The sequence below is a fragment of the Streptosporangium sp. NBC_01639 genome (genome assembly GCF_045209755.1).
Lineage (GTDB): Bacteria > Actinomycetota > Actinomycetes > Streptosporangiales > Streptosporangiaceae > Streptosporangium.
Genome location: NZ_CP109272.1, coordinates 6361622 through 6384246, shown reverse-complemented (window position 1 = coordinate 6384246; position 22625 = coordinate 6361622). Strand labels below are relative to the sequence as shown.

The following is a 22625-nucleotide window of genomic DNA, read 5'->3' as shown; positions in this document are numbered from 1 at the left end:
ACGTGAACTCTCCTCCTCACCGCGTGAAAGGCGTCAGGTAAAGATGGCTGACACACATGCAGCGGTCGGCTCGTGGATACGACGATTCCACCCGGCACCGGACGCCCCGAGCCGCCTGGTGTGCCTCCCCCATGCAGGAGGATCGGCCCCGTTCTTCTTCCCCGTCTCGCGGACGCTGTCCCCGGCGATCGACGTGCTCGCGGTCCAGTATCCCGGCAGGCAGGACCGGCGCGCCGAACCGTGCGTCGACGACCTGGGCGAGCTCGCCGACCTGGTGACCCGCGAGCTGCGCGGGTGGCTCGACCGGCCGATCATGCTCTTCGGCCACAGCATGGGCGCGACGCTGGCGTTCGAGGTCGCGAGGAGGCTGGAGCAGGAGGGCACCGTACCGCTCGGGCTGTTCGCCTCCGGCCGGCGCGCGCCGTCCCGTCACCGCGACGAGCGGGTGCACCTCGCCGACGACGACGGCCTGCTCGCCGACCTGAAACGGCTGAGCGGGACCAACTCCCAGGTGCTCGGAGACGACGAGATGGTGCGGATGATCCTCCCCGCCGTGCGGAGCGACTACCGGGCCGCGGAGACCTACCGCTACCGGCCCGGACCGCCGCTGAGCTGCCCGATCGTGGCGCTGACCGGCGACGACGACCCTCACGTGACGATGGAGGAGGCACGGGCCTGGAGTGAGCACACCGCCGCGGACTTCTCGCTGCGGGTGTACCCCGGGGGGCACTTCTACCTCAACACCCACGCGGCCGCCGTCATCGGCGTGATCTCCGGCCACATCGCCGGGCGGGTCGCCACCGGCTGACAGACCTTCCACAACGACGGGGGCACCCCCGAACCAGGAGCCATCGCGTGCCGACGCGGTGGCTCTCATCACGAAAGGGAGCGGTAGTGAACAGAGCCGATGATGTGGTTCAGCTGCATTCGGTACGGAAGGTCTACGGTCGCAGCGGCGGAGCCGTCGTGGCGCTGGACGGGGTCACGATCGGATTCCGCAAGGGCACCATGTCCGCGGTCATGGGGCCGTCCGGATCGGGCAAGAGCACGTTCCTGCAGTGCGCGGCCGGGCTCGACAAGCCGACATCGGGCTCGATCTCCTTCGAGGGGCAGGAGATCACCGGGCTGGACGAGGTGCGGCTGACCAAGCTGCGACGGGAGCGGATCGGCTTCATCTTCCAGGCGTTCAACCTCCTGCCGGCGCTGACCGTGCTGCAGAACGTCACGCTGCCGCTGCGGCTGGCGGGCCGTACCCCCGACGACGGCAAGGTCGCCGAGGTGATCTCACGGGTCGGGCTCACCGAGCGCAGGAACCACCGGCCGCACGAGCTGTCCGGCGGGCAGCAGCAGCGGGTCGCCATCGCGCGGGCACTGGTCACCGAGCCCGCCGCGATCTTCGCCGACGAGCCGACCGGCGCGCTGGACACCCGCACCGCGCTCGACGTGCTGGAGCTGCTGCGCGAGTCGGTCGAGGGGGCCGGCCAGACGGTCGTGATGGTCACCCACGATCCGGTCGCCGCCTCCTACGCGGACCGCGTCGTGTTCCTGGCCGACGGTCACTTCGTGGACGAGCTGGCGCAGCCGACGGCGGAGCAGGTCGCGGACCGGATGACCCATCTGGGCGCATGGGACGCGTTGAAGGTAAGGGGGCGGTACTGATGTGGCGGCTGGCACTGAGCAGTCTGCAACACCGGCTGGGCGCGTTCACCGCGACGTTCGTGGCGATGGCGCTCGGCGTCGCGATCGTCTCGGCCTGCGGCGGCCTGATGGAGACCGGTATCCGCCTCGACATCCCGCCGCAGCGGCTCGCCTCGGCCCCGATCGTGGTCACCGGCGACCAGTCCTACATCCTGCCACGTGCCCCGGCAGCACCGGTGAGCAGGACAGACGAGGACGAAGACGAGGAGGAAGACGAGACCGAGTGGGGGACCCTCACCGAGCGGGTCCGGCTGGACGCCGGCCTGACCGCCGTGATCGCGGCGGTGCCGGGGGTGGCCAAGGCCGTCGGTGACGTGTCGTTCCCGGCCATGACCATCAAGGACGAGGAGCAGGCGAACGGTCACGGCTGGGCCTCCGCCGAGCTCGGGCCGTACCGGATCGGACCGGGTACGGCACCGGCCCAGCCGGGCGACGTCGTGCTCGACGCGGGCCTGGCCGAGCGTTCGGGCGCGCGGGTCGGCGACCGGATCCCGATCGCGGTCGGCGGGACGACCAAGACGTTCAGGGTCACCGGCGTCGCCGCCCTCGCCGGAGAGGTCGAGACCACCGAGGCCGCCATGTTCTTCACCCCCGCGGAGGCCGACGCCCTCTCGGGTCACAGCGGCCGGCTGGACGCCATCGGCGTCGTGCCCGCGGCGGGAGTCGCCCTGGAGGATCTCCAGCGGCGGGTCGGGGACGCGCTGCGCGGCAAGTCGGCGGTCCTGCTCACCGGCGACCAGCGCGGCCTGGCGGAGTTCCCGCAGGCGACCAACAGCAGCGAGGACTTGATCACCCTGGCGGCGGTGTTCGGCGGCCTGCTGATCATCGTCGTCATGTTCGTGGTCGCCAGCACCCTCGGCCTGTCCATCCAGCAGCGCCGGCGTGAGATGGCGCTGCTCCAGGCGATCGGCGCGACACCGGGCCAGATGCGCCGGATGGTGCTGGGCGAGGCGGCGACGATCGCCGTGTTCGCCACGGCCGCCGGCTGCCTGTTCGGACCCTACCTGAGCGGGTGGCTGTTCGACCGGCTGGTGGGGACCGGCATGGTCCCGGGGGTGGTGGAGTTCCGCCAGGGCTTCGTCCCAGCCATCGTCGCGGCGGGCGTGTCCGTGATCACCACACTGGTGGCGGCCATGATCTCGGCCAGGGAGGCGACCCGCAGCAGGCCGTCGGAGGCGCTCGTCGAGGCCGCCGCCCAGCGGAGCACGGTCGGCCCGCTGCGGATCTCGCTCGCCCTGCTGTGCTTCGCCGGCGGTCTGGCGCTGGCCATGGTGACCGTGCTCGTGATGAGCGGTCCCGAGTCCGCCGCCACCGCAGGACCGGCGGTGCTGCTGTGGGCCATCGGGCTCGCGTTCATCTCCCCCGCCGTCACCAAGGGCCTGATCGCCGTCTTCAGCAGGCTGATCGACAGGTTCTCCGGACCGCCCGGATACCTCGCGATGCTCAACGCGCGCGCCAGGACCGCCCAGATGGCGGCCGCGGTGACGCCCATCATGCTCGCGACCGGCATGGCCACCGCGAACCTCTACGTCCAGACGACCCAGGTGGACGCGGCCAAGGCCGCCTACGTCGAGAACCTCCGCGCGGACGCCGTCCTCGCCTCGGCCACCGGCGGTCTCGCCCCCGGCCTCCTCGACGGCGTCCGGCGCATACCCGGCGTGGCCGGCGCCTCGGAGTTCGTCACCAGCACGGGCTTCGTGGAGAAGCCCTACGACCCTTCCCAGTCTGAGGAGGGCTGGACGCTGCAGGGCATCACCGGTGACGGCGCGCAGCAGACCACGGCGGTGTCCGTGACCGCCGGCGCGCTCGCCGACCTGCGGGGGGACACCGTCGCGCTGGCCGCCCGGCACGCGCGCGAACTGGGACGCAAGGTGGGCGACACGATCACGATGCGGCTCGGCGACCGCGCCGCGGTGCAGTTGCGGATCGTCGCGCTGGTGGCCGCGGAGCCGGACGCGCAGACCGTCCTGATGCCCGCGGACGTGCTGGCCGCGCACACCGCGGCCGGACGGCCGCCCCAGATCCTGGTGCGCGCCGCGCCGGACGCCGACACCGGCGAGCTGACCGACGCGCTGACCGCGTTCGTCGCGAAGCGGCCCGACGTGCGGGTGACCGACCGCGACGCGCTCACCGCGGAGTACGGCCGGCGGCAGGACACCGGCGCGTGGGTCAACTACCTGCTGGTCGCGATGATCATCGCCTACACCGCGATCTCCGTGGTGAACACCCAGGTGATGGGTACCACCGACCGGCGCAGGGAACTGGCCCTGCAAAGGCTCACCGGCTCCACGCCCGAGCAGGTGATGCGGATGATGGGCGCCGAGGCGCTGCTGATCGCCGGCGTCGGGATCCTGCTCGGCACATTGGCGTCGATGATCAGCCTGATCCCCTTCAGCATCGCGGTCAGCGGGACGCCGTTCCCGTCCGGCCCGGTGTGGATCTACCTCACCGTGGTCGCCTTCGGCTTCCTGCTGACCCTCGGTGCGACCTGGGCACCGACCTGGACGACCCTGCGGTCCCAGCAGGCGAGCGCGGTGCTCGCGGCCCGCTAGGTGTGGTGACCGCAGCGGTCGAGCACGGGGGGATGTCCGTGGTTTGAGGGAGGGTCTCCGGGTTCGGTGTGGATCGCGACATCTCCACCGAGCGGACGGAGGCCCTCCTGCACCGCGATGCCTCGTTGAGCCAGAGCGGGAACTGTCGGTAGGACACCGAGTCGGCGGTCGGGCTGGCGTGCTCCCGGCGATCCGCGACCTTCTCGGCAAGTGATCACGGAGGGCTCTCGGTCCGTCGTGAGCCGGTCTCGTAACCGAATGTGACCACGAAGAGGTTGTCGAGATTCGAGGGTTCGGCGTGTCACGGGCATGCTGACTCTTGAGACCCGGCTCACGACGGGCGTGGGCGATGTCGGCGCGGCCGGGCGGGCGGTGCTGATCGCCAGGTTTCCGAAGTCGGCGAGCGCTCGGGGTGCGGTTCCCGTCCCGACTTTTCGCCGTGCGCGCTGCGGTGGGTGGGTGTTCCGGCCGGCCGTCGCAGTCACCGTCTCGTTTTTCAGGCCTCCGGCCTGACGGGCGCGGTGGTCGCGCTTTTTTATAAGCCGGCCGGAACACCCACCCACCTCCGCGCCAGGCTGCCTGACCGTACGGCGTGCGGACCGTAGTCGCTTGCTTTCGGGCCGCCCGGCGGGCTCTTTGATGCTGAAGCGATCCGTGCGGGGCCGCTCGGGGCCGGTCGCCGTTGCTGACGCGTTCCTCTCCGACCAGTGCAGGGCCGAGCGCCGCAGAGAGGAGGATCGGGAGGGAAGTGCGGGCTCGCCGATTGGTGATCGTTCGTTGGGAAGTGCCAGGGCGCCCAGGCGGTCGGCCCCGCCGCGCGCCTGGTTGAGCTCGGCAGAATCCGGCCGCCGGAGCCATATGGCGACGACGGCGTCCCGAACGTGATCGTTCATGTGGTCATCTGCCCAGCACCTGGTCCACCCAGCTTGTATAAGCACTATTATATAAGTGCTGTTATATTGACGCCATGACGTCCTCGGACCCCGCCGCGCCACCCGGCCGACGCCAGGCGTTTCGTGTCATGCGAGACCGGATCCTCGCCCACCGCGACGGGCCTCGTGCCGACCCGGCGCCCGCGACTGCTTCCCCATCGGCGGAGCGGTGCTCGTGACCTGGCGCGAACGGCTGATCGACCTCCGCCCTCTCCACACCAGCAGGCCGTTCCGCGATCTGTGGATCGGGTCCTCCCTCGCCTCACTCGGTCAGCAACTCGCCGTTGTCGCCGTCCTCCTGCAGGTCTGGGACCTCACTCACAGCTCGCTCTGGACCGGTGCCATCGGGCTTGCCACCGCCGTACCCCTGCTCGTCCTCGGGCTGGTCGGCGGATCACTGGCCGACGCCGTCGACCGCAGGACCCTGGTCCGTGCCACCACCGCGGGCCAGGTCCTGACAGCGGCAGGCCTCGTGGCGCAGGCCGCCGCGGGCAACCGGTCGGTCCTGCTGCTGCTCGCCCTGGTCGCCGCACAGTCCGGCTGCGCGGCACTCGGAGCACCGGCACGGCGCACCTTCCCCGTCCGGTTGCTCCCCGCCGACCAGGTCGCCGCCGGGCTCGCCCTGCAGAACGTCGCCTTCCAGGCCGCCATGCTCGCCGGACCCGCCCTCGCCGGCGTCGTGCTCGCCCAGTGGGGATATCCCACCGCGTACGCGATCCAGGCCCTCGCCGGTGTCGCGTCGCTGATCGCCGTGGTCCGGCTGCCTCCGATGCCCGCCCAGCGCACCACCGGCGACCGGCAGCCCGTGGACGGCGCGCGGCGACGTCGCGGTCCGACCCGAGGGGGCTGGCGGATCATCTTTCAGCGCCCCACCCTGTGGGGTTCCTTCGCCACCGACCTGGCCGCCACCGTGCTGGCCATGCCGATCGCGATCTTCCCCCTGATCAACGAGATCCGCTTCGAAGGCAGCCCGCGGACCCTGGGGCTCTTCCTGTCCGCGGTCGCGGTCGGCGGGCTCAGTGCCGGTCTGCTCTCCGGAACCGTCACCCGGCTGCACCGCAGCGGTCTCGTCCAGCTTGTCGCAGCCACGGTCTGGGGCCTCGCCCTCGCCGGCTTCGGACTGGCCGGACCTCTCTGGCTCGCCCTCTGCTGCCTCGCGGTCGCCGGTGCGGCCGACACCGTCTCCGTGGTCACCCGAGGCGCACTGGTCCAGCTTGAGGCACCCGACCACTACCGCGGGCGGGTCTCCTCGGTCGAGCACGTCATCGGCATCGCCGGTCCTGAGGTCGGCAACTTCCGTGGAGGACTTCTCGCCTCTCTGACGTCCGCACCCACGGCGCTCATCGCGGGCGGCCTGGGGGCCGCGCTCTCCGTTGTCGCCGTCGGCCTGGTCAACCGTCCCCTGCGCGATTACCGAACCCCGTCCGGAGACGGAGGCCCGCCCCCACCCGACGTGCCATCGGCGCCACCCGCACAGGAGACCGTTCTCGACGAGACACGCTGACTTCCTCCGTACGGCTGAAGCCCGGCGTCCCCACGTCCAAGGAGATTCGATGAGGCAACGGCTCCCTCGTCCGGTGACCGGTCGGGCCGTGACCGTAAGGGGAGCACCGGGACGCGGATGAGCGGGTACGGCCGGCGGCCGTACCCGCTCATCCGCGTCCGGTTCGTCGCGCCGCCGGGGCGGAGCGGCGTCTCACCGGGTGACGCCGTTGCCCCTGCTCTCCGCGTCGGCGACCGGGACCGGCTCCTGCGCCGCCTCCTGCTCGCCCTTTTCCGAGCCGTCCGCCGATCCCTTCTCCGGGCCGTCCGCCGAGCCGCCTTCCGAGCCGTCCGTTGAGCCGTCCGTTGAGCCGTTCTCCGCGTAGGAGATGTGGCGCAGCCGTACGACGGTGACGACGGCGGCGACCAGGGCCACACCCACTCCCACCAGGGCGGCGGTGGTGAGCGACGCGGTGAACGCCGCGCGGGCCGCGGTGAGCAGCGCCGCTCCCTGCTCGCCGCCCAGCCGTCCGGCGGCGGCGGTGGCCGCGCCGATCGTCTCGCGCGCCGCCTCCGGGACCACCGCGGCGACACCCTTCGGCAGGTCCGTGATGAGCGCGCTGCCGTAGACGGCGGCCCCGATGCTGCCGAAGACGGCGATGCCGAAAGCGCCGCCGAGCTCCTGCGCGGTCCGCTGCAGCGCCGCCACGGAACCCGCCCGTTCGGCCGGGGCGACCGAGACGACCATGTCGGTGAGCAGCGGAAGGACGACCGAACTGCTGACGCCGATGGCGGCGGCGCCGCCGAGCACCAGCAGCAGGTTCCGGTCCACCGTGAGCTGCGTCATGGCGGCGAACCCCCCGACGCCGATGAGGAACATCACCGCGATCACGTAGGCCGGGCGGACCGTGTTGACCAGGTTGGTGGCGATCGGCGCGAAGACACCGGCCAGCACGGGTGTGATCAGCAGCCACAGTCCGGCCTCCATCGGGCTCATGCCGAGCACCTCAAGGAGGTACTGCGTGGTGAACATGCCGAAGCCGACCACGCAGAAGAAGGACGCCAGAGTGAGAAAGAGCGTCGGTCCGAAGCCGCGGGACCTGAACAGCCCGGGGTCGATCATCGGATGGGACAGGTGTGTCTGGCGGAGGACGAACACCGCCGCGACGACCAGACCGATGACGATGGATCCGGCCGAGAACGTGCCGATGCCGCTGGTGGCGGCCTCCTTCAGTCCCCACACCAGGGCGAGCGCGGCGACGAGCGACAGCAGCGAGCTGAGCACGTCGAATGAGCCGATCTTGGCCTTGGGCGTGCGGACCTCCGAGACCAGCAGCGGGATGGCGACCAGCAGGACCGCGATGACGGGCACGTTGATCAGGAAGACCGAGCCCCACCAGAAGTTGCTCAGCAGCACGCCGCCGACCACCGGCCCGAGGCTGACGCCCATCGCCGAGCCGATCGAGAAGACGGCGATCGCCGAACGGCGCTGCTTCTCGTCGTGGAAGGTGTTGCGGACCAGCCCGAGCGCGGACGGCATCAGCGTCGATCCCGCGAGTCCCTGCAGGGCGCGGGCGACGATGAGCATCTCGGGGCTCGTCGAGAACGCGGCCAGGGCCGAGGCCAGGCCGAAGAGGGCGGAACCTATCATGATCAACCGTCGCCGGCCGATGATGTCACCGATGTTGCCCATGGTGATCAACATTCCGGCCAGCACGAACCCGTAGATGTCGATCATCCACAGCTGCTCGACGCCGGTGGGCTGGAGTGCTCCCGCTATGGAGGGGACCGCGAAGTAGAGGACCGTGATGTCCATGGCCACCAGGAGCGGCGAAAGGGTGAGCGCGGCGAGCGCGAACCATTCCCTCCGGCCGGCCGAAGCGTTTGACGAAGTCATACGACCACCGTTATCTCAATTGACAGAAGCGTTAAAGGCATGTGCGTGAGATCGGGCATTCTGATCGGCTTCAAAAAGGAGATCGCGGTGTCCGTCAGCCGCGTTTCCCCACCGCGAGGAGCATGTCGGCCGCCTCACCCGCCAGCCGTCCCCTGTCCACCTTCCGGTTGGAGTTCAGCGGGAACTCCTCGACGTGCCGGTAGTGCCTGGGCTGCATTCCCCGGGGAAGGAGCTTGCCGACCTGGCGGGCGAGTTCGGCCGGGGCGGCGGGAACCCCGGTGTAGAAGACGACGAGCTCGGTTCCGTTCTCGGTCTCCCTGGTCACGGTGACCGCGTCGTCCACGCCCTGGCACTGGCTGATCGCGTGGTCGACCTCGGCGAGCTCGACCCGCCAGCCCTGGACCTGGACCTGGGCGTCCAGGCGGCCGAGGTAGAGGAGCTCGCCGTTCGCGAGGCGCCGGACCCGGTCCCCGGTGCGGTACCAGGTGCGCCCGTCGTACGGGAGGAACCTGCCCTCGTCGTCGGCCGGGTCGAGATATCCGGCGGTCATCTGCGGGCCCGTGATGCACAGCTCGCCTTCGGCCTCGGCGACCTGCCCGTCCGGGGCCACCAGGATGTGGTCGTGGCCCCCGTGCACCGACCCGATGGGGACGAGGCCGTTCACGCCCAGCTCGGGGGAGGTCTCCGCGGCCCAGCGGTGCCCGGTCACGGTGATGGTCAGCTCCGTCGGGCCGTACAGGTTCTCCACGGCCGAGCCGCTCGCCGCCGCCTGCCAGTCCGCCGCGTCCGAGGACTTCAGCGCCTCCCCGGCGAACAGGCTCCAGCGCAGCGTCGGCAGCGATCCGGGGGCGAGGCCGCCCAGCCTGCGCACCAGTGAGATCGCGATCGGTGTGGAGAACCACACCGTCATCCCCCTCTCCGCGAAGAAGGCGGGCATGTCCCGGTAGGCCTGCGCCGGCACCGAGTGCACGCTCGCCCCCGCGCCCCAGGCGCAGAACAGGTCGAACATCGCGCAGTCGAAGTTCAGGTCGAAGGTCTGGGAGAAGACGTCGTCGGCGGTGAAGTCGTAGCGCTCGTCCAGCAGCCGGAAGTAGTGATCGGTGCTGCCGTGCGTGATCGGCACGCCCTTGGGACGGCCCGTCGAACCCGAGGTGAACAGCACATACGCGACGTCGGACGCCTGGACGGGCCGGGGCTCGCCGAGGGAGTCCGCCGGTGAGATCGGGACGGTGCGGAACGGCCCGCCGTCGGCACCGCCGATCGGGAGCACCGGGACCTCCGGCCACGGGCCGGAGAGCTCCGACAGCGTGGCCAGTCCCTGGCCGTCGGCCAGCAGCGCGGAGACCCCCGCCGCCTCCAGCATCCGCTGGGTGCGCGCCGCCGGGAAGTCCGCGTGCAGCGGCACGACCGTGACGCCGGCGTAGAGCCCGGCGAGGATGGCGACGTAGGTGTCGATCCCCCTGCCGGCCAGCACGCCGACGGCCCCGGATGGCTCACCCGGACCGGCGAGCAGCGAACCCGCCCACTGCAGCGCCTTCTCATGGGCCGCCTCGTAAGTGATCGTCTCGGCGCCGACGCGGACGGCGGGGCGTCCCGCCGACACGGCGAGTCCGCGCAGGAAACGCGCGTAAAGCGCGTTCTCAGTCGCCACGTTCATCATTCCTCCGAGAAAAGGGGTGCGACAACGACTTGTCTTCTGCGTTGAACCAAGCTTATCTTTCTCATCGGAGAAAGAATCCCGATATAGTTTGGAGCCACTATGTGGGACGATGAGTTCGAACAAATCCTGCGCACCTCCCTGCCGTTTCTGGGAGATGACGAAGAGCTGAAGGAGGACACTGACCTGCGGTCTCTCGGCCTGGACTCCATGGGCACGGTCGACCTGCTCGCAAAGCTGGAGAAGAAATACGACGTGCGATTCCTCGACGAGGCCCTGAGCATGGAAACGTTCGCCACACCACGCAGCCTGTGGACGACCCTCTCAACAATGACCGGGTCGACAGTCTGAAATGGAGCGGAACTGCCCTCCGAGCAATCGGACGGCATTTCCGCTCTATATTCATGTCACCACGCTCAGGCGACGGCACGGCGTGGCCGCAGGGCCGCCCTGGGGTCGATCGGGACGATCTCGAAGTCCCGGGTCGCGCACTCCACGCGTCCGAAGAGCCGGTCAGGGCCTGATATGTAGAGCGTGCCGACGTTCAGCCGCTTGAAGGTGGCCAGGACGTCCGGCCAGCACACCGGCCTGACGAACCCGTCCAGCAGCATGGTCCGCACGTCGTCGCCGGTGGTGAGCACCGCGCCGTCCTGGTCCGCCACGACGGGGATCCGCGGGTCGGCGAACCGGAGGCCGGCGAGGACCTCCTTCTCCATCAGGTCGCGCAGCGGGGCCAGCGCCCTGGTGTGCATGGGGGGGCGCATGGGGTAAAGGGGCAGGCCGCCGTGGGCCCGCAGCCGTTCCTTGAACCATTCCAGCCGGTCCTCGCGCAGGGTGACCATCGAGAAGTCGTGGTCCACCCGGCACGAGATGTCGTACCACTCGCCCTGCTCCTCCAGCTCGTCGAGCACCCGCCGGAGCACGTCCTGCGGGGTCCTCGCGAAGGACTGCGTCACCAGGTCGCGGCACTCGCGGCCGGCGAACTCGTCCAGGCCGCGGGCGAGGAGGGACGTCATCGAGACGGCGTCCTCGAAGGTCAGGGCGCCGGAGTAGGCCGCCGCGACCTTCCCGCCGAAACTGGTGCCGGCGCAGACCGCGGGCTGGACGCCGAACCGGTCCGCGGACCACTCGGCCAGCGCGAGGCAGACCACCAGGAACGCCACCTGCGCGTGTTCGGTGTAGTCCCCCTTCGCCTCCCGGTAGCTGTCGAAGAGCGAATATCCGAGCACCTCGTCCGCGTCGGCCAGCAGCCTGCGCGCCACGGGGTTGATGAGTAGGAATCTGGCCACACCGTCGAAATCCGACGGGCCCATGCCGGGAAAGACGATCGCGGGATCCGGCCGAAGATCGGTTTCCATCGTGGTATCTCCCTTCGCCTGTCTCCCTCAGGACTGGGTCGCAACTGCCACCCAAGCAAGTCTGTGTGGGAGGCGGCCTGTTCCAGAACCCCTAACGGCCCTTACTTCCACCTCGCGACAAGCACATTTCTCTCGTGCGCGCTTCTTCGAATAAGGGGACCAAGGGGATCGGACAGGGGATGACAGGGAGCCCGTTCCACATTGAGATGGTTTAGTGCCAGTACTTCACCGGCAGGATTATGCCTGTTCTGGAATCGTTCAGGCGATCGAAGGGCGACCATCGCATGACTGAAAACAGCAACGAGCCCCCTGTCTTCCCCATGGCCAGGAAGTGCCCGTTCGACCCGCCACCCGAGTACGCGAAGATGCGTGCCGAAGACCCGGTCACCAAGGTGAAACTCCAGTGGTCGCAAAAAGAATTCTGGGTGGTCACCCGGCAGGAGCACGTACGGCAGGTCCTCAGCGACTCGACGATGAGCTCGAATTGGAAACTGCCGCATTATCCGCTTCAGGTCCCCGTTCCCGATGAAATGCTCCAGCAATTGGAGCTGCCGCTGGTCGGCACGGACCCGCCGGAGCACAGCCCCCGGCGCCGCATGCTCATCCCGGAGCTGACCGCCAAGCGGGTCCAGGCCCTGCGTCCCCGCATCCAGGAGATCGTGGACGATCACATCGACGCGATGCTGAAGGCCGGCGGACCGGTCGACCTGGTGACGGCCCTGGCCTTCCCGGTGCCGGCCCTGCTCTTCTGCGAACTGCTCGGCGTCCCGGCCGAGGACAGCGACTTCTTCCGGTCGGCGGCCGAGACGCTGGTCAGGACCGACGTGGAGCAGGACGAGATGATCCGGTCGCAGATCGCGCTGGAGGCCTACCTCGACAAGCTCGTCACGCGGAAGGAGACCGAGGAGGGCGACGACCTGCTCCGCAGGATCGTCGTCAAGAACCGCGAGACTCCGACGATCGAGCGGCGTGACATCGTCAACCTGGCCAAGAACCTGCTGTTCGGCGGGTTCGACACCACCTCCAACATGATCGCGCTGGGCGTGCTCGTCCTGCTGGAGAACCCCGACCAGCTCGCCGCGGTCAGGGAGGACCCCTCGCTGCTCCCCCAGGCGATCGAGGAGCTGATCCGCTACCTCAGCATCGCCGACTCCAGCCCGGCCAGGGCCGTGCGGCAGGACATCGAGGTCGGCGGGGTCCTCATCCGCGAGGGTGAGGGCATCATCGCGCTCACCGCCTCCGCCAACCGCGACGAGTCGGTCTGGGAGGACGCCGACACGTTCGACATCTACCGCAAACCCATCATGCACTCCGCCTTCGGCCACGGGATCCACCAGTGCCCCGGCGCCAACCTCGTGCGCTACGAACTGGAGATCGTGTTCGGGACCCTGATCAGCCGCATCCCCGGCCTGCGGCTCGCGGTGCCGCTGGACGAGATCGCCTTCAAGAGCGGCACCCTCGTCCAGGGCGTACACGGCGAACTGCCCGTCACCTGGTGAGGCCGGGCGGACCCGCCCGGACACAGAGCGAAGGGATTGCCGAGGCACCGGCAATCCCTTCTTCCGTATGCCGAGGACGACCCCGGCCTCACGCACACAACTTGGTGAAACTCTCCTCGATCCTGGTCAGCAGGTCGACGATGTGGGGCAGCCGCAACGGGTCGGCGGCGCGCAGCGCCTGCCGCTGCTCCTTCGCCGTGTCGCCGTAGAGGATGCCCGTCGCGATCTTGACGCGTAGCGCCTTCTCGCTGTCGCCGAGGTGGTGGCCGCCGAGCACCGCGATGCCGTACGAGTCCAGGAGGTGCTGGGTCAGCGAGGCGGAGTCCGTGACGCCGCGCCGGGTCAGCCGCTCACGGACCGGCTCGAAGTCGGGATAGATGTAGAACCCGCCGGTCGGCTGCCGGCACGAGGCCCCGGCGCCGACCACGATCTCGTGCATCGCCCGGGCCATGGCGCCGTGCAGCCGCGCGCAGTCCGCCAGGTGTGCGCGGATCTCGGGCGGTTCGGACAGCGCGTACGCCGCGACGTCCTGCATGGGGGTGGCCAGGGCGGACCACACCTCGCTCGCGAACGAGGTGACGCCCGCCTGGATCCGGCGCCCCCACGCCCCCGAGGGGAAGCGCGCCAGGCCGATCCGCCAGCCGCCGACCGCGAGGCTCTTGCTGAGTCCCGTGGTGACGACGGTGCGTTTCGGCACCACCTCGGCCGGGCTGAGCACGGGATGGTAGGGGTCGTGGACGATGTCCCGGTAGATCTCGTCGGAGACGATGAGCAGATCCTCCTCCTCGGCGATCGCGCAGAGTTCGCGCACGAGCGCCGGTGAGGCGATGGTCCCGGTCGGGTTGTCGGGGAGGGTCATGACCAAGATCCTCGGATCGTGGTCGAGCACCCGGGCCGCGTCGATCGCCTCCCTGAGCGCCTCGGGTTCCGGCACGCCGCCGCACTCGTCGGGGATCGGCACGCTGATCGCCGTCTTACCCGCGAGATGGGCCTGCGGTGCGTAGCTGTTCCAACTCGGGCGGGGCAGCAGCACGTCACCGGGGACGACCATGTTCAACGCCATCAGCAGCGGTTTGCTGCCGGGGGCGACGATCACCTGGTCCGGTCCGGTGGGCATGCGGCGGCGGGTGAAGTAACCCGCCGCCGCCTCGCGGACCGCCACGTCACCGGCGACGGGGCCGTAGGCGTTGCGCCCCGCGCTGGTGACGAGCCGGTCGATCAGAGCAGGGTGAACGGGCAGGCGCGCCTCGCCGAACCCGAGGTGGACGATCTGTTCACCTCGGGCCTTGCGTTCCGCGACAAGCTGATTGAGGGCTAAATTGGGCGAGATTCTTCCACTGGCCAATGCGAGATCCCTTCATGGGTGCCGTCTGACGGCCGCCGTCAGGTCGGCATCGGTCGCCGGGTCGAGTTCGAGGTCGTCGAGCCACGAAGCGCTGCTGGAGAATCGCGCTCGGAACGGCCGGCCGACCAGCGACGGGTCACGCGCCTGCAGGAAGCGGAGCTGGAAGAAACGCCCTTCGGACGTCTCCTCCACCCCGTCCACGGCGACCTTGCCCGGCGTGGCCGACATGACCGGCCCGCGCACGGTGCGCGCCAGGCCGGGAAGCCTCTGGTACGCCTCGCGGAAGATCTCCTGCGAGCGGGCCAGCGGAACCTTGAAGTAGCCGTGCGGGCCCGTGTCCCGCTCCACGAACATGTAGTAGGGCACCGCTCCGGCCGCCAGTTCCGCGCGCCACAGCTCGCTCCAGACATCTGGATCGTCGTTGACGTGAGCGATGATCGGCGCCTGGCAGTAGACCAGCGCGCCGGTCGTCCTGATGCGGGCCACCGCCTGCCGGGCCGGTCCGGTCGCGAGTTCGCGCGGATGGCTGAAGTGCGCCATCACCGCGAGGTTGCGCCCCGAGGCCACCACCTCCTCATAGAGCCGCAGGACGTCGTCGGCGTCCTTGTCCGTGACGAAGCGGTGCGGCCAGTAGGCGACCGACTTCGTGCCGATGCGGATGGTGCGGACCGTGTCGATCGCGAGCAGCGGCTCCAGGTGGCTGCGCAGCCGCTCGGTGGACATCACCATGGGGTCGCCGCCGGTGACCAGCACGTCGCTGACCTCCGGATGCCGGCGCAGGTAGGAGACCAGCTGCTCGGGACCGGGCGCCGCGAAGCGCAGGTCCGCGTCCCCGACGAACTGCGCCCACCGGAAGCAGTAGGTGCAGTACGTGTGACAGGTCTGGCCCTGGCCGGGGAAGTACAGCACGGTCTCGCGGTACTTGTGCTGCATCCCCGGCAGCGCGGCACCGTCGTCGGTGGGCACGTTGAGCTCGCGCTGGCCGGACGGATGCGGGTTCAGGGTCTCCCTGATCCGCTGCACCTCCGCCTTGAGCCCGGCCCGGTCGCCGGCCGCGTCCGCCGCGGCGAGGCGCCGGAGATCGTCGTCCGCCAGCATGCCCCGCTGGGGGAAGACCAGCTGGAAGACGGGATCCTCGGGGATCCGCCGCCAGTCGATGAGTTCTGACAGGACGTACTCGTTCACCCGGAACGGCAGCACCATCGAGATCAGCCGTACGGCCTCCCGGACGTCGTCGGGGAGCCCGTACCTCTGGGCGATCTCGTTGATGTGCCGCGGCCCGTAGGCGCGGAAGCGAGTAGTCTCGGTGGGATCGAGGGTCAGCAGGGACATCCGACCAGTCCTCCGGTCTTGTGGATCATGTGGTCACCTGTGCCGCCAGTGCCACGCGGTCGAGCTTTCCGTTGTCGGTGACCGGCAGCTCGTCGAGGACGTGCAACTGCTGGGGCACCATGTACTCGGGCAGGGTCTGCGAGCAGAAGTCACGCAGCTTCAACTTGTCCAGCGCCCCGGCTGAGACGACGAACGCGTTCAGCACCGGGTCCCCGCCCTGCCGGGGCACGACCAGCGCGGCCGCGGCCGCGACGCCGGGGAACTCCCGCATCCGGTGTTCCACCTCGCCGAGCTCGACCCGGTTACCGCGGATCTGCACCTGCGAGTCGACGCGGCCGCAGTAGTAGAGCTCGCCTTCCGGGCCCCGGTAGGCGAGGTCACCGGTACGGAACACCACCTGTCCCGACCGGGGGTCGTGGGGATCGGGCACCAGTGCGGCCCGGGTCAGCTCCGGATCGCCCCAGTAGCCGTTGAACAGCGACGGGGTGCGCAGGTGGATCACGCCGACGGCACCCGGTTCCTCGACGCTCGCACCCGCCTCGTCGATGAGCACCATCTCCGAGCCCGGGTAGCCGGAGCCGATCGAGAGCCTCTCCATGTCGTCGGGGATGGGATCGGGGACGTAGGTCAGCGAGGCCGCCATCACCTCGGTGGGCCCGTAGCAGTTGACCACGCGCAGCTCGGGGAGCAGGCTCCGCAGTCGGCGCAGCTCGGCGAGCGGGAACTCCTCGCCGGAGAACAGGATGCCGCGCAGCTGGTCGAGCCCGGCCAGCTCCTCGGGCTCGTGCCTGAGCACCGGCCGCCAGATCGAGGGAACCCCGTCCACCTGGGTCGCCCGGGTGTCCCGCAGGAAGCGCAGGAACTTTCTGGGCCAGCGCAGCGAGGCCCGCGGCACCGGCATGATCGTCGCGCCGCTCCCCAGCGCGAGTCCGATGTCGAGCAGGGAGAAGTCGAACTGCAGCGGCGAGGTGGTCGCCACCCGGTCGTCCGGGGTGACGATCCCCCGGCGCAGCATCCCCCGGTAGAAGGAGAGCACGCCGCGGTGGCTCATCACCACGCCCTTGGGGCGGCCGGTCGTGCCCGAGGTGAAGATGATGTAAGCGGGATCGGTGGTGATGGCCTCCCGTCTGAGGCGGGGCCGGGCGGCGGGCCGGCGTTCGACGTCCAGCCCCGCCGGGCCGAACCTCCCGGTGCCGATGTGCCCGGGGATCCCCTCACGGCGCCCGGCGGGAGTCTGGACGTGCAGGGCGGGCTCGGCGGAGGACAGGATCCACTGCAACCGGCCGGACGGCGTCTCCGGGCTCACCGGGATGAACGGCAGTCCCAGCGCGGAGCAGGCGGCCAGCATCGCGATCGCGGAACCGGAGTTGTCGGATTCGATGACGACCCGGTCACCGGCGTTCAGCCCCAGTTCGGCGAGCGCCGCCCGGTAGTCGTCGACCTGGTTCTCAAGCTGCCGGTAGGTGACGACGCGGAGACCGTCGTTCTCTCCCTGCTCGATCACCGCGGGCTTGTCGGGAGTCGACCCCGCAGCCGACAGCAGGAACGTGTGCATTTTGTCGAAGTGCATCAACGTCTCACCTTCACCAGCTACTCGGAGGTTTCGAGTTCGTTGTCGAGGATGTCGAAGAGCTCGGCCGCGGAGACGTCGATCAGGTCGTCGTCGATGACCGGCTTTCCCTTGTCGAAGAGCTCCGCCCGCAGGTGCCCGGCGACCGCCGAGACCGACGGGTAGTCGAAGACCAGCATCGGGATGAGGCGGCGCCCGGTGACGGCGACCATCCGGTTGCGCAGCTCCAGCGCGCTGAGCGAGTCGAACCCCATGTCCAGGAAGCCCCGGTCGACGTCGACCGCCTCTGGACGGTCGTGCCCGAGGACCGCGGCCGTGTGGCTGCGCACGATCTCCAGCAGGGCCCGGTCGCGTTCGGCCGCCGGCATGTCGGCCAGGCGCCGCATCACGTCGGTGCCGCCCGCCGTACCGGCCGCGGCGGCCTGCCTGGCGGGTAGCCGCACCAGACCGCGGAGCAGGGCCGGGATCTCGTCCGCGCGGGTGCGCAGCGCGGCGGCGTCGACGCGCATCGGCACCGTCACGGCACGGTCGGCGTGCAGCGCCGCGTCGAACGCCGCCAGGGCCTCCTGCGCGGTGAACGCGGGCAGCCCCTGGCGCCGCATCCGGGCCAGGTCGGTGTCGCTCAGCCAGCGGCTCATACCGGTCTTGACGGCCCAGGCCCCGAACGCCAGCGAGGTGGCGGGCAGTCCCCGCGCCCGGCGGTGTACGGCGAGCGCGTCGAGGAACACGTTCGCCGCCGAGTATCCGGCCTGCCCGGCGGCGAGCACCATGCCGCCCGCCGAGGAGAGCAGCACGAAGGCGGAGAGGTCGAGGTCCGCGGTCAGCTCGTGCAGGTGCCAGGCGGCGTCGGCCTTGGGCGCGAGCACCGCGTCCACCCGTTCCGGTGTCCAGGAACCGACCAGGCCGTTGTCCACCAGGCCCGCCACGTGCACGATCCCGGTCAGTGAGGGGATCGTGCCCAGCAGCTCGGCGAGCGCGTCCCGGTCCGCGACGTCACACGCGGCGATCTCCACCTCCGCGCCGAAGCCCGCCAGCTCCTCGCGCAGCTCCGTCGCCCCCGGGGCGTCCTGGCCGCTCCGGCTGGTCAGCAGGAGGCGCCGCACCCCGTGCTCGGTCACCAGATGACGGGCCACCAGGGCGCCGATACCGCCGGTGCCGCCGGTGACGAGCACCGTGCCCGTTCCCCAGTCCGGTGTCCCCGAGGCCGTCACCGCCGCCCTGGTCAGGCGGGGTACGCGGGGCTCGCCCCGGCGGACCGCGACCTCGGGCTCGCCCAGGGCGATCACCCCGGGCAGCGCCCGCGCGGACTCCTCCGTCCCGTCGACGTCCACCAGCACGAACCGGCCCGGATTCTCCGCCTGAGCCGCACGGACCAGACCCCACACCGGCGCCTGCCGCACATCGAGGTCGTCTCCGTCGTCCACCGCTCCCCTGGTCACGACGACCAGCCGCGAGGTGGCGAACCGCTCGTCGGCCAGCCACTCCTGGACGGCGCCCAGCACCCCGCCGAGCGCCGACCGCACGCCGGAGAGGACGTCCCCGGACGGGGTGGCGGCCTCGACGACCACCGCGTCGGGCACCTCGGCGCCCGCCGCGACGGCCCTGCCCAGGGTGGCCAGGTCCGGGTAGGCGTCGGCGTCGAGGCCGAACTCGTCCACCCCGGCCACCACCCACGACGGCCCGGCCTCGGCTGGCAGGTCGCCCGGCGACACCCACTCCACACCGAACACCGGCTCGTGCCGGCGGGAGGCGCCGAGCTGCTCGGCCGAGACCTCACGGAAGGTCAGCGACTCCACCGACGCCACCGGCGCCCCGGACAGGTCGGCCAGCCGCATCGACACGGTGTTCTCGTTCAGCCACGACAGGTGGACCCGCAGTCCCGTCGCACCGGCCGCGTGCAGCGACGCGCCTGCCCAGGAGAAGGGCAGCAGGGTCCGTTCGTCGGTGGGCTCGCCGGGCGCCTGCGCAGCGACGCTCAGCGCGTGCATCGAGCTGTCGAGCAGCGCCGGGTGCACCCCGAACCGTCCGGCCTCCTCATGCCCTCGCTCCGGCAGGGTGACCTCGGCGAACACCTCGTCCCCCGATTTCCAGGCGGCGGTGAGCCCCTGGAACATCGGGCCGTAGCCGTACCCCTGCTGGAGGAGCAGGTCGTAGGCGTCCCGCACGTCCAGCTCGGTGGCGCCCTCCGGCGGCCACGCGCGGAGGTCGAAGGACGGCGCCGGGTCGCCGGGGGCGAGCACACCGTCGCCGTGCAGCGTCCACGGCACGTCCGAGGGGGCCTCCTGGTCGCGGGAGTAGATGCGGAGCAGCCGCCGTCCGGAGTCGTCGGGGCCGCCGACGGCGACCTGCAGCGCGATCCCGCCGCGCTCCGGCAGCACCAGCGGCGCCTGGAGCGTCAGCTCCTCGACGACCTCGCAGCCGGTCTGCGCACCGGCCCGCAGCGCCAGCTCCAGGAAGCCGGTGCCGGGGAGCAGCAGGCTGCCGAGCACGTCGTGGTCGGCGATCCACTGCTGGCCCTCAAGTGAGAGCCGGCCCGTCAGCACCGCGCCGTCGGTGTCCGGCAGCGCGACGACCGCACTGAGCAGCGGATGTTCCGCCGGTTGCTGGCCGTGGTCGGTGGCCCTGCCCGTCACCTGCGAGATGACCCAGTACGGCCGGCGTTGGAAGGCGTAGGTGGGCAGATCCACCCGGCCGACCCCGAACCCGGCGTAGAACGCCCCCCAGTCCACCCGCACACCACCGACGTACAACCGGGCCAGCGCACCCAGCAGCGTCGCGGCCTCCCCACGCCCCTTACGCAACCCGGAGACCACCGTCACCGCATCCGGATCCACGATCTGCTGAGTCAGCGCGGTCAACACCCCGTCCGGACCCACCTCCACGAACCGGGCCACCCCCCGCTCCGCCAACCAGCCCACCCGATCGGTGAACCGGACCGCGTCACGGACGTGCCGCACCCAGTACTCCGGATCCTGCGCCTCCGCCAGGGCGATCGGGACCGTCGGCGGGTGGTAGGTCAACCCTTCGGCCACCGCCCGGAACTCCGCCAGCATCGGCTCCATCAGAACCGAGTGGAACGCATGGGAGACCTTGAGCCGGGTGGTCTTACGGCCTTCGGCGGTGAACCGGGCGGCGATCTCCACCACCGCGTCCTCCACCCCCGAGATCACGACGGACCGCGGGCCGTTGACCGCCGCGATGCTCACCTTCTCGGTCACCAGCGGAAGGACTTCCTCCTCGGTGGCCTGGATCGCGACCATCGCACCCCCCGCCGGCAACGCCTGCATCAACCGGCCCCGAGCCGCCACGAGTGTGCACGCGTCCGGCAGGGACAGCACCCCGGCCACATGCGCCGCCGCCAGCTCCCCGATGGAATGCCCGGCCAGATAGTCCGGCCGCACCCCCCACGATTCGACGAGCCGGAACAGCGCCACCTCGACCGCGAACGTCGCCGTCTGGGTATAGACCGTCTGGTTCAGCAGGTCGGCGTCGTGCCCCCACATCACCTCACGCAGCGGGACATCCAGGTGACCGTCGAGCTCGGCGAGCACCGCGTCCAACGCCTGCGCGAACACCGGGAAGGCCGCATACAGCTCCCGGCCCATGCCCAGCCGCTGCGCACCTTGCCCGGTGAACAGGAACGCCGTCGAACCCTTGGCCCGCGCCAACCCCCGCACCACACCCGGACCATCGCCGGCCACCGCCGCCAGACCATCCAGCAACTCCTGCCGATCACCGGCCACCACCACCGCCCGCTGCTCCAACGCCGCCCGCGTCGTCGCCAGCGAAAACCCCAGATCACCCAGACCAAGACCCGGCCGCTCCCGCACAAAATCAACCAACCGCCGCGCCTGCGCCGCCAACGCCTCAGGACTACGAGCCGACACCACCACCGGCACCACCGACAACCCCGGCAGCTCTGGCAGCACCGTGCCATCAGATCCCGGCTCCGGCTCCGGCTCGGCCGCCTCGATGATCACATGCGCGTTGGTACCGCTCAGCCCGAACGACGACACCGCCGCACGACGCGGACGATCACTCTCCGGCCACGAGACCGGCTCTCTGAGCAGTTCGACCGCGCCGGATTCCCAGTCCACCTGCCGCGTCGGTTCCTCGATGTGCAGGGTGCGGGGCAGCACTCCGTACCGGATGGCCTGGACCATCTTGATGATGCCCGCCACTCCGGCCGCCGCCTGGGTGTGCCCGACGTTGGACTTGATGGAGCCCAGCCAGAGCGGCCGGTCTTCGGGCCGGTCCTGGCCGTAGGTCGCCAGCAGCGCCTGCGCCTCGATCGGGTCGCCCAGCTTCGTCCCGGTGCCGTGCGCCTCCACCGCGTCCACGTCGGCGGGAGTGAGTCCGGCGTTGGCGAGGGCCTGGCGGATCACCCGCTGCTGCGACGGGCCGTTCGGCGTCGTCAGGCCGCTCGACGCGCCGTCCTGGTTGACGGCGCTGCCGCGCACGACCGCGAGCACCGGGTGGCCGTTGCGCCGCGCGTCCGACAGGCGTTCCAGGACCAGCATGCCGACGCCCTCGGAGCAGCCCGTCCCGTCGGCCTCGACCGAGAACGACTTGCACCGCCCGTCGGCGGCGAGGCCCCGCTGCGTACTGAAGTAGACGAACATGTCCGGCTCGGTCATCACGGTCACCCCGCCGGCCAGCGCCAGCGAGCACTCGCCCGAGCGCAGCGCCTGCGCCGCCAGGTGCACCGCGACCAGCGAGGACGAGCAGGCCGTGTCCACCGTGACCGCGGGCCCCTCCAGACCGAGGGTGAACGCCACCCGCCCGGTGACCAGGCTGCCGTCGCTCGTGCCGAACCCGTAGTCGTGGTACATCACCCCGGCGTAGACGCCGGTCCTGCTGCCCTTGAGCGAGGCCGGGTCGATGCCCGCCCGCTCGACGGCCTCCCACGACGCTTCCAGCAGCAGCCGCTGCTGGGGGTCCATCCCGAGCGCCTCGCGGGGGGAGATGCCGAAGAAGTCGGGGTCGAACTCGGCCGCGTCGTAGAGGAAGCCCCCTTCGCGGGCGATGCTCTTGCCCGGCTTGCCCGGTTCGGGGTCGTACAGCCCGTCGAGGTCCCAGCCGCGGTCACCGGGGAACCCCGAGACCGCGTCCACCCCGTCGGCCACCAGCCGCCACAGGTCCTCCGGCGAGCTGACCCCGCCCGGATAGCGGCAGGCCATGCCCACGACCGCGATCGGCTCGCCGGCCGCCGCGACGAGTTTGCTGTTCTGGCCGCGCAGCCGCTCGTTCTCGAGCATGGCCGCGCGGAGCGCCTCGACTATCTGGTCTACTGATGCGTTCAC

General features: G+C 70.6%; 13 protein-coding genes. 6 read left to right on the top strand and 7 right to left on the bottom strand.

Features of this window, described 5'->3' with window-relative positions:
- Window positions 1–43: 43 nt before the first annotated feature.
- The 4 genes from OHA77_RS28995 to OHA77_RS28980 all read left to right on the top strand — a co-directional run bounded on the left by OHA77_RS28995 (window position 44) and on the right by OHA77_RS28980 (window position 6686).
- On the top strand, window positions 44–808 hold the full coding sequence (locus tag OHA77_RS28995) for a thioesterase II family protein (RefSeq protein WP_406312564.1): 765 nt from the start codon (window positions 44–46) through the stop codon (window positions 806–808).
- Between the two features lie 86 nt (window positions 809–894).
- The gene (locus OHA77_RS28990; RefSeq protein ID WP_406312563.1) at window positions 895–1659 is read left to right on the top strand and encodes an ABC transporter ATP-binding protein; all 765 of its coding nucleotides are present in this window, start codon (window positions 895–897) and stop codon (window positions 1657–1659) included.
- On the top strand, window positions 1626–4250 hold the full coding sequence (locus tag OHA77_RS28985) for an FtsX-like permease family protein (RefSeq protein ID WP_406312562.1): 2625 nt from the start codon (window positions 1626–1628) through the stop codon (window positions 4248–4250). The genes OHA77_RS28990 and OHA77_RS28985 overlap by 34 nt, the downstream gene beginning before the upstream one ends.
- Before the next feature lie 1107 nt (window positions 4251–5357).
- Entirely contained in the window at window positions 5358–6686 is a 1329-nt protein-coding gene (locus OHA77_RS28980; protein ID WP_406312561.1) for an MFS transporter, read from the top strand.
- A 192-nt stretch (window positions 6687–6878) separates the two neighbouring features.
- Here OHA77_RS28980 and OHA77_RS28975 read toward each other — a convergent pair whose 3' ends face one another.
- Together OHA77_RS28975 and OHA77_RS28970 are read right to left on the bottom strand one after the other, a co-directional pair.
- The gene (locus OHA77_RS28975; protein WP_406312560.1) at window positions 6879–8561 is read right to left on the bottom strand and encodes an MFS transporter; all 1683 of its coding nucleotides are present in this window, start codon (window positions 8559–8561) and stop codon (window positions 6879–6881) included.
- 94 nt (window positions 8562–8655) lie between these two features.
- Window positions 8656–10212, bottom strand: a complete 1557-nt coding sequence (locus OHA77_RS28970) for an AMP-binding protein (RefSeq protein WP_406312559.1) — start codon at window positions 10210–10212, stop codon at window positions 8656–8658.
- A 108-nt stretch (window positions 10213–10320) separates the two neighbouring features.
- On the opposite strand from OHA77_RS28970, the gene OHA77_RS28965 reads away from it, so the two are divergent.
- A complete protein-coding gene (locus OHA77_RS28965; protein WP_326825028.1) occupies window positions 10321–10569 on the top strand; it encodes a phosphopantetheine-binding protein in 249 nt (82 codons plus the stop codon).
- A gap of 65 nt (window positions 10570–10634) precedes the next feature.
- Here OHA77_RS28965 and OHA77_RS28960 read toward each other — a convergent pair whose 3' ends face one another.
- The gene (locus OHA77_RS28960; RefSeq protein WP_406312557.1) at window positions 10635–11576 is read right to left on the bottom strand and encodes an ACP S-malonyltransferase; all 942 of its coding nucleotides are present in this window, start codon (window positions 11574–11576) and stop codon (window positions 10635–10637) included.
- Between the two features lie 284 nt (window positions 11577–11860).
- On the opposite strand from OHA77_RS28960, the gene OHA77_RS28955 reads away from it, so the two are divergent.
- The gene (locus tag OHA77_RS28955; protein WP_406312556.1) at window positions 11861–13075 is read left to right on the top strand and encodes a cytochrome P450; all 1215 of its coding nucleotides are present in this window, start codon (window positions 11861–11863) and stop codon (window positions 13073–13075) included.
- A gap of 88 nt (window positions 13076–13163) precedes the next feature.
- Here OHA77_RS28955 and OHA77_RS28950 read toward each other — a convergent pair whose 3' ends face one another.
- The 4 genes from OHA77_RS28950 to OHA77_RS28935 are packed head-to-tail and all read right to left on the bottom strand — an operon-like array spanning window position 13164 to window position 22625.
- Entirely contained in the window at window positions 13164–14420 is a 1257-nt protein-coding gene (locus tag OHA77_RS28950) for a pyridoxal phosphate-dependent aminotransferase (RefSeq protein WP_406312555.1), read from the bottom strand.
- A gap of 12 nt (window positions 14421–14432) precedes the next feature.
- Window positions 14433–15752 (bottom strand): KamA family radical SAM protein, encoded by a 1320-nt coding sequence (locus tag OHA77_RS28945; RefSeq protein WP_406312554.1) that lies wholly within the window; start codon window positions 15750–15752, stop codon window positions 14433–14435.
- Between the two features lie 25 nt (window positions 15753–15777).
- Window positions 15778–17322: an AMP-binding protein gene (locus tag OHA77_RS28940; RefSeq protein WP_406312553.1), complete on the bottom strand. Its 1545-nt coding sequence runs from the start codon at window positions 17320–17322 to the stop codon at window positions 15778–15780.
- Window positions 17323–17342: 20 nt separating this feature from the next.
- Complete coding sequence (locus tag OHA77_RS28935) at window positions 17343–22625, bottom strand: type I polyketide synthase (RefSeq protein ID WP_406312552.1); 5283 nt, start codon at window positions 22623–22625, stop codon at window positions 17343–17345.

Coding starts and splice junctions, on each gene's coding strand:
- OHA77_RS28995 (WP_406312564.1), top strand. CDS start 44: ATGGCTGACACACATGCAGCGGTCGGCTCGTGGATACGACGATTCCAC.
- OHA77_RS28985 (WP_406312562.1), top strand. CDS start 1,626: ATGGGACGCGTTGAAGGTAAGGGGGCGGTACTGATGTGGCGGCTGGCA.
- OHA77_RS28975 (WP_406312560.1), bottom strand. CDS start 8,561: ATGACTTCGTCAAACGCTTCGGCCGGCCGGAGGGAATGGTTCGCGCTC.
- OHA77_RS28965 (WP_326825028.1), top strand. CDS start 10,321: ATGTGGGACGATGAGTTCGAACAAATCCTGCGCACCTCCCTGCCGTTT.
- OHA77_RS28960 (WP_406312557.1), bottom strand. CDS start 11,576: ATGGAAACCGATCTTCGGCCGGATCCCGCGATCGTCTTTCCCGGCATG.
- OHA77_RS28955 (WP_406312556.1), top strand. CDS start 11,861: ATGACTGAAAACAGCAACGAGCCCCCTGTCTTCCCCATGGCCAGGAAG.
- OHA77_RS28945 (WP_406312554.1), bottom strand. CDS start 15,752: ATGTCCCTGCTGACCCTCGATCCCACCGAGACTACTCGCTTCCGCGCC.
- OHA77_RS28940 (WP_406312553.1), bottom strand. CDS start 17,322: ATGCACTTCGACAAAATGCACACGTTCCTGCTGTCGGCTGCGGGGTCG.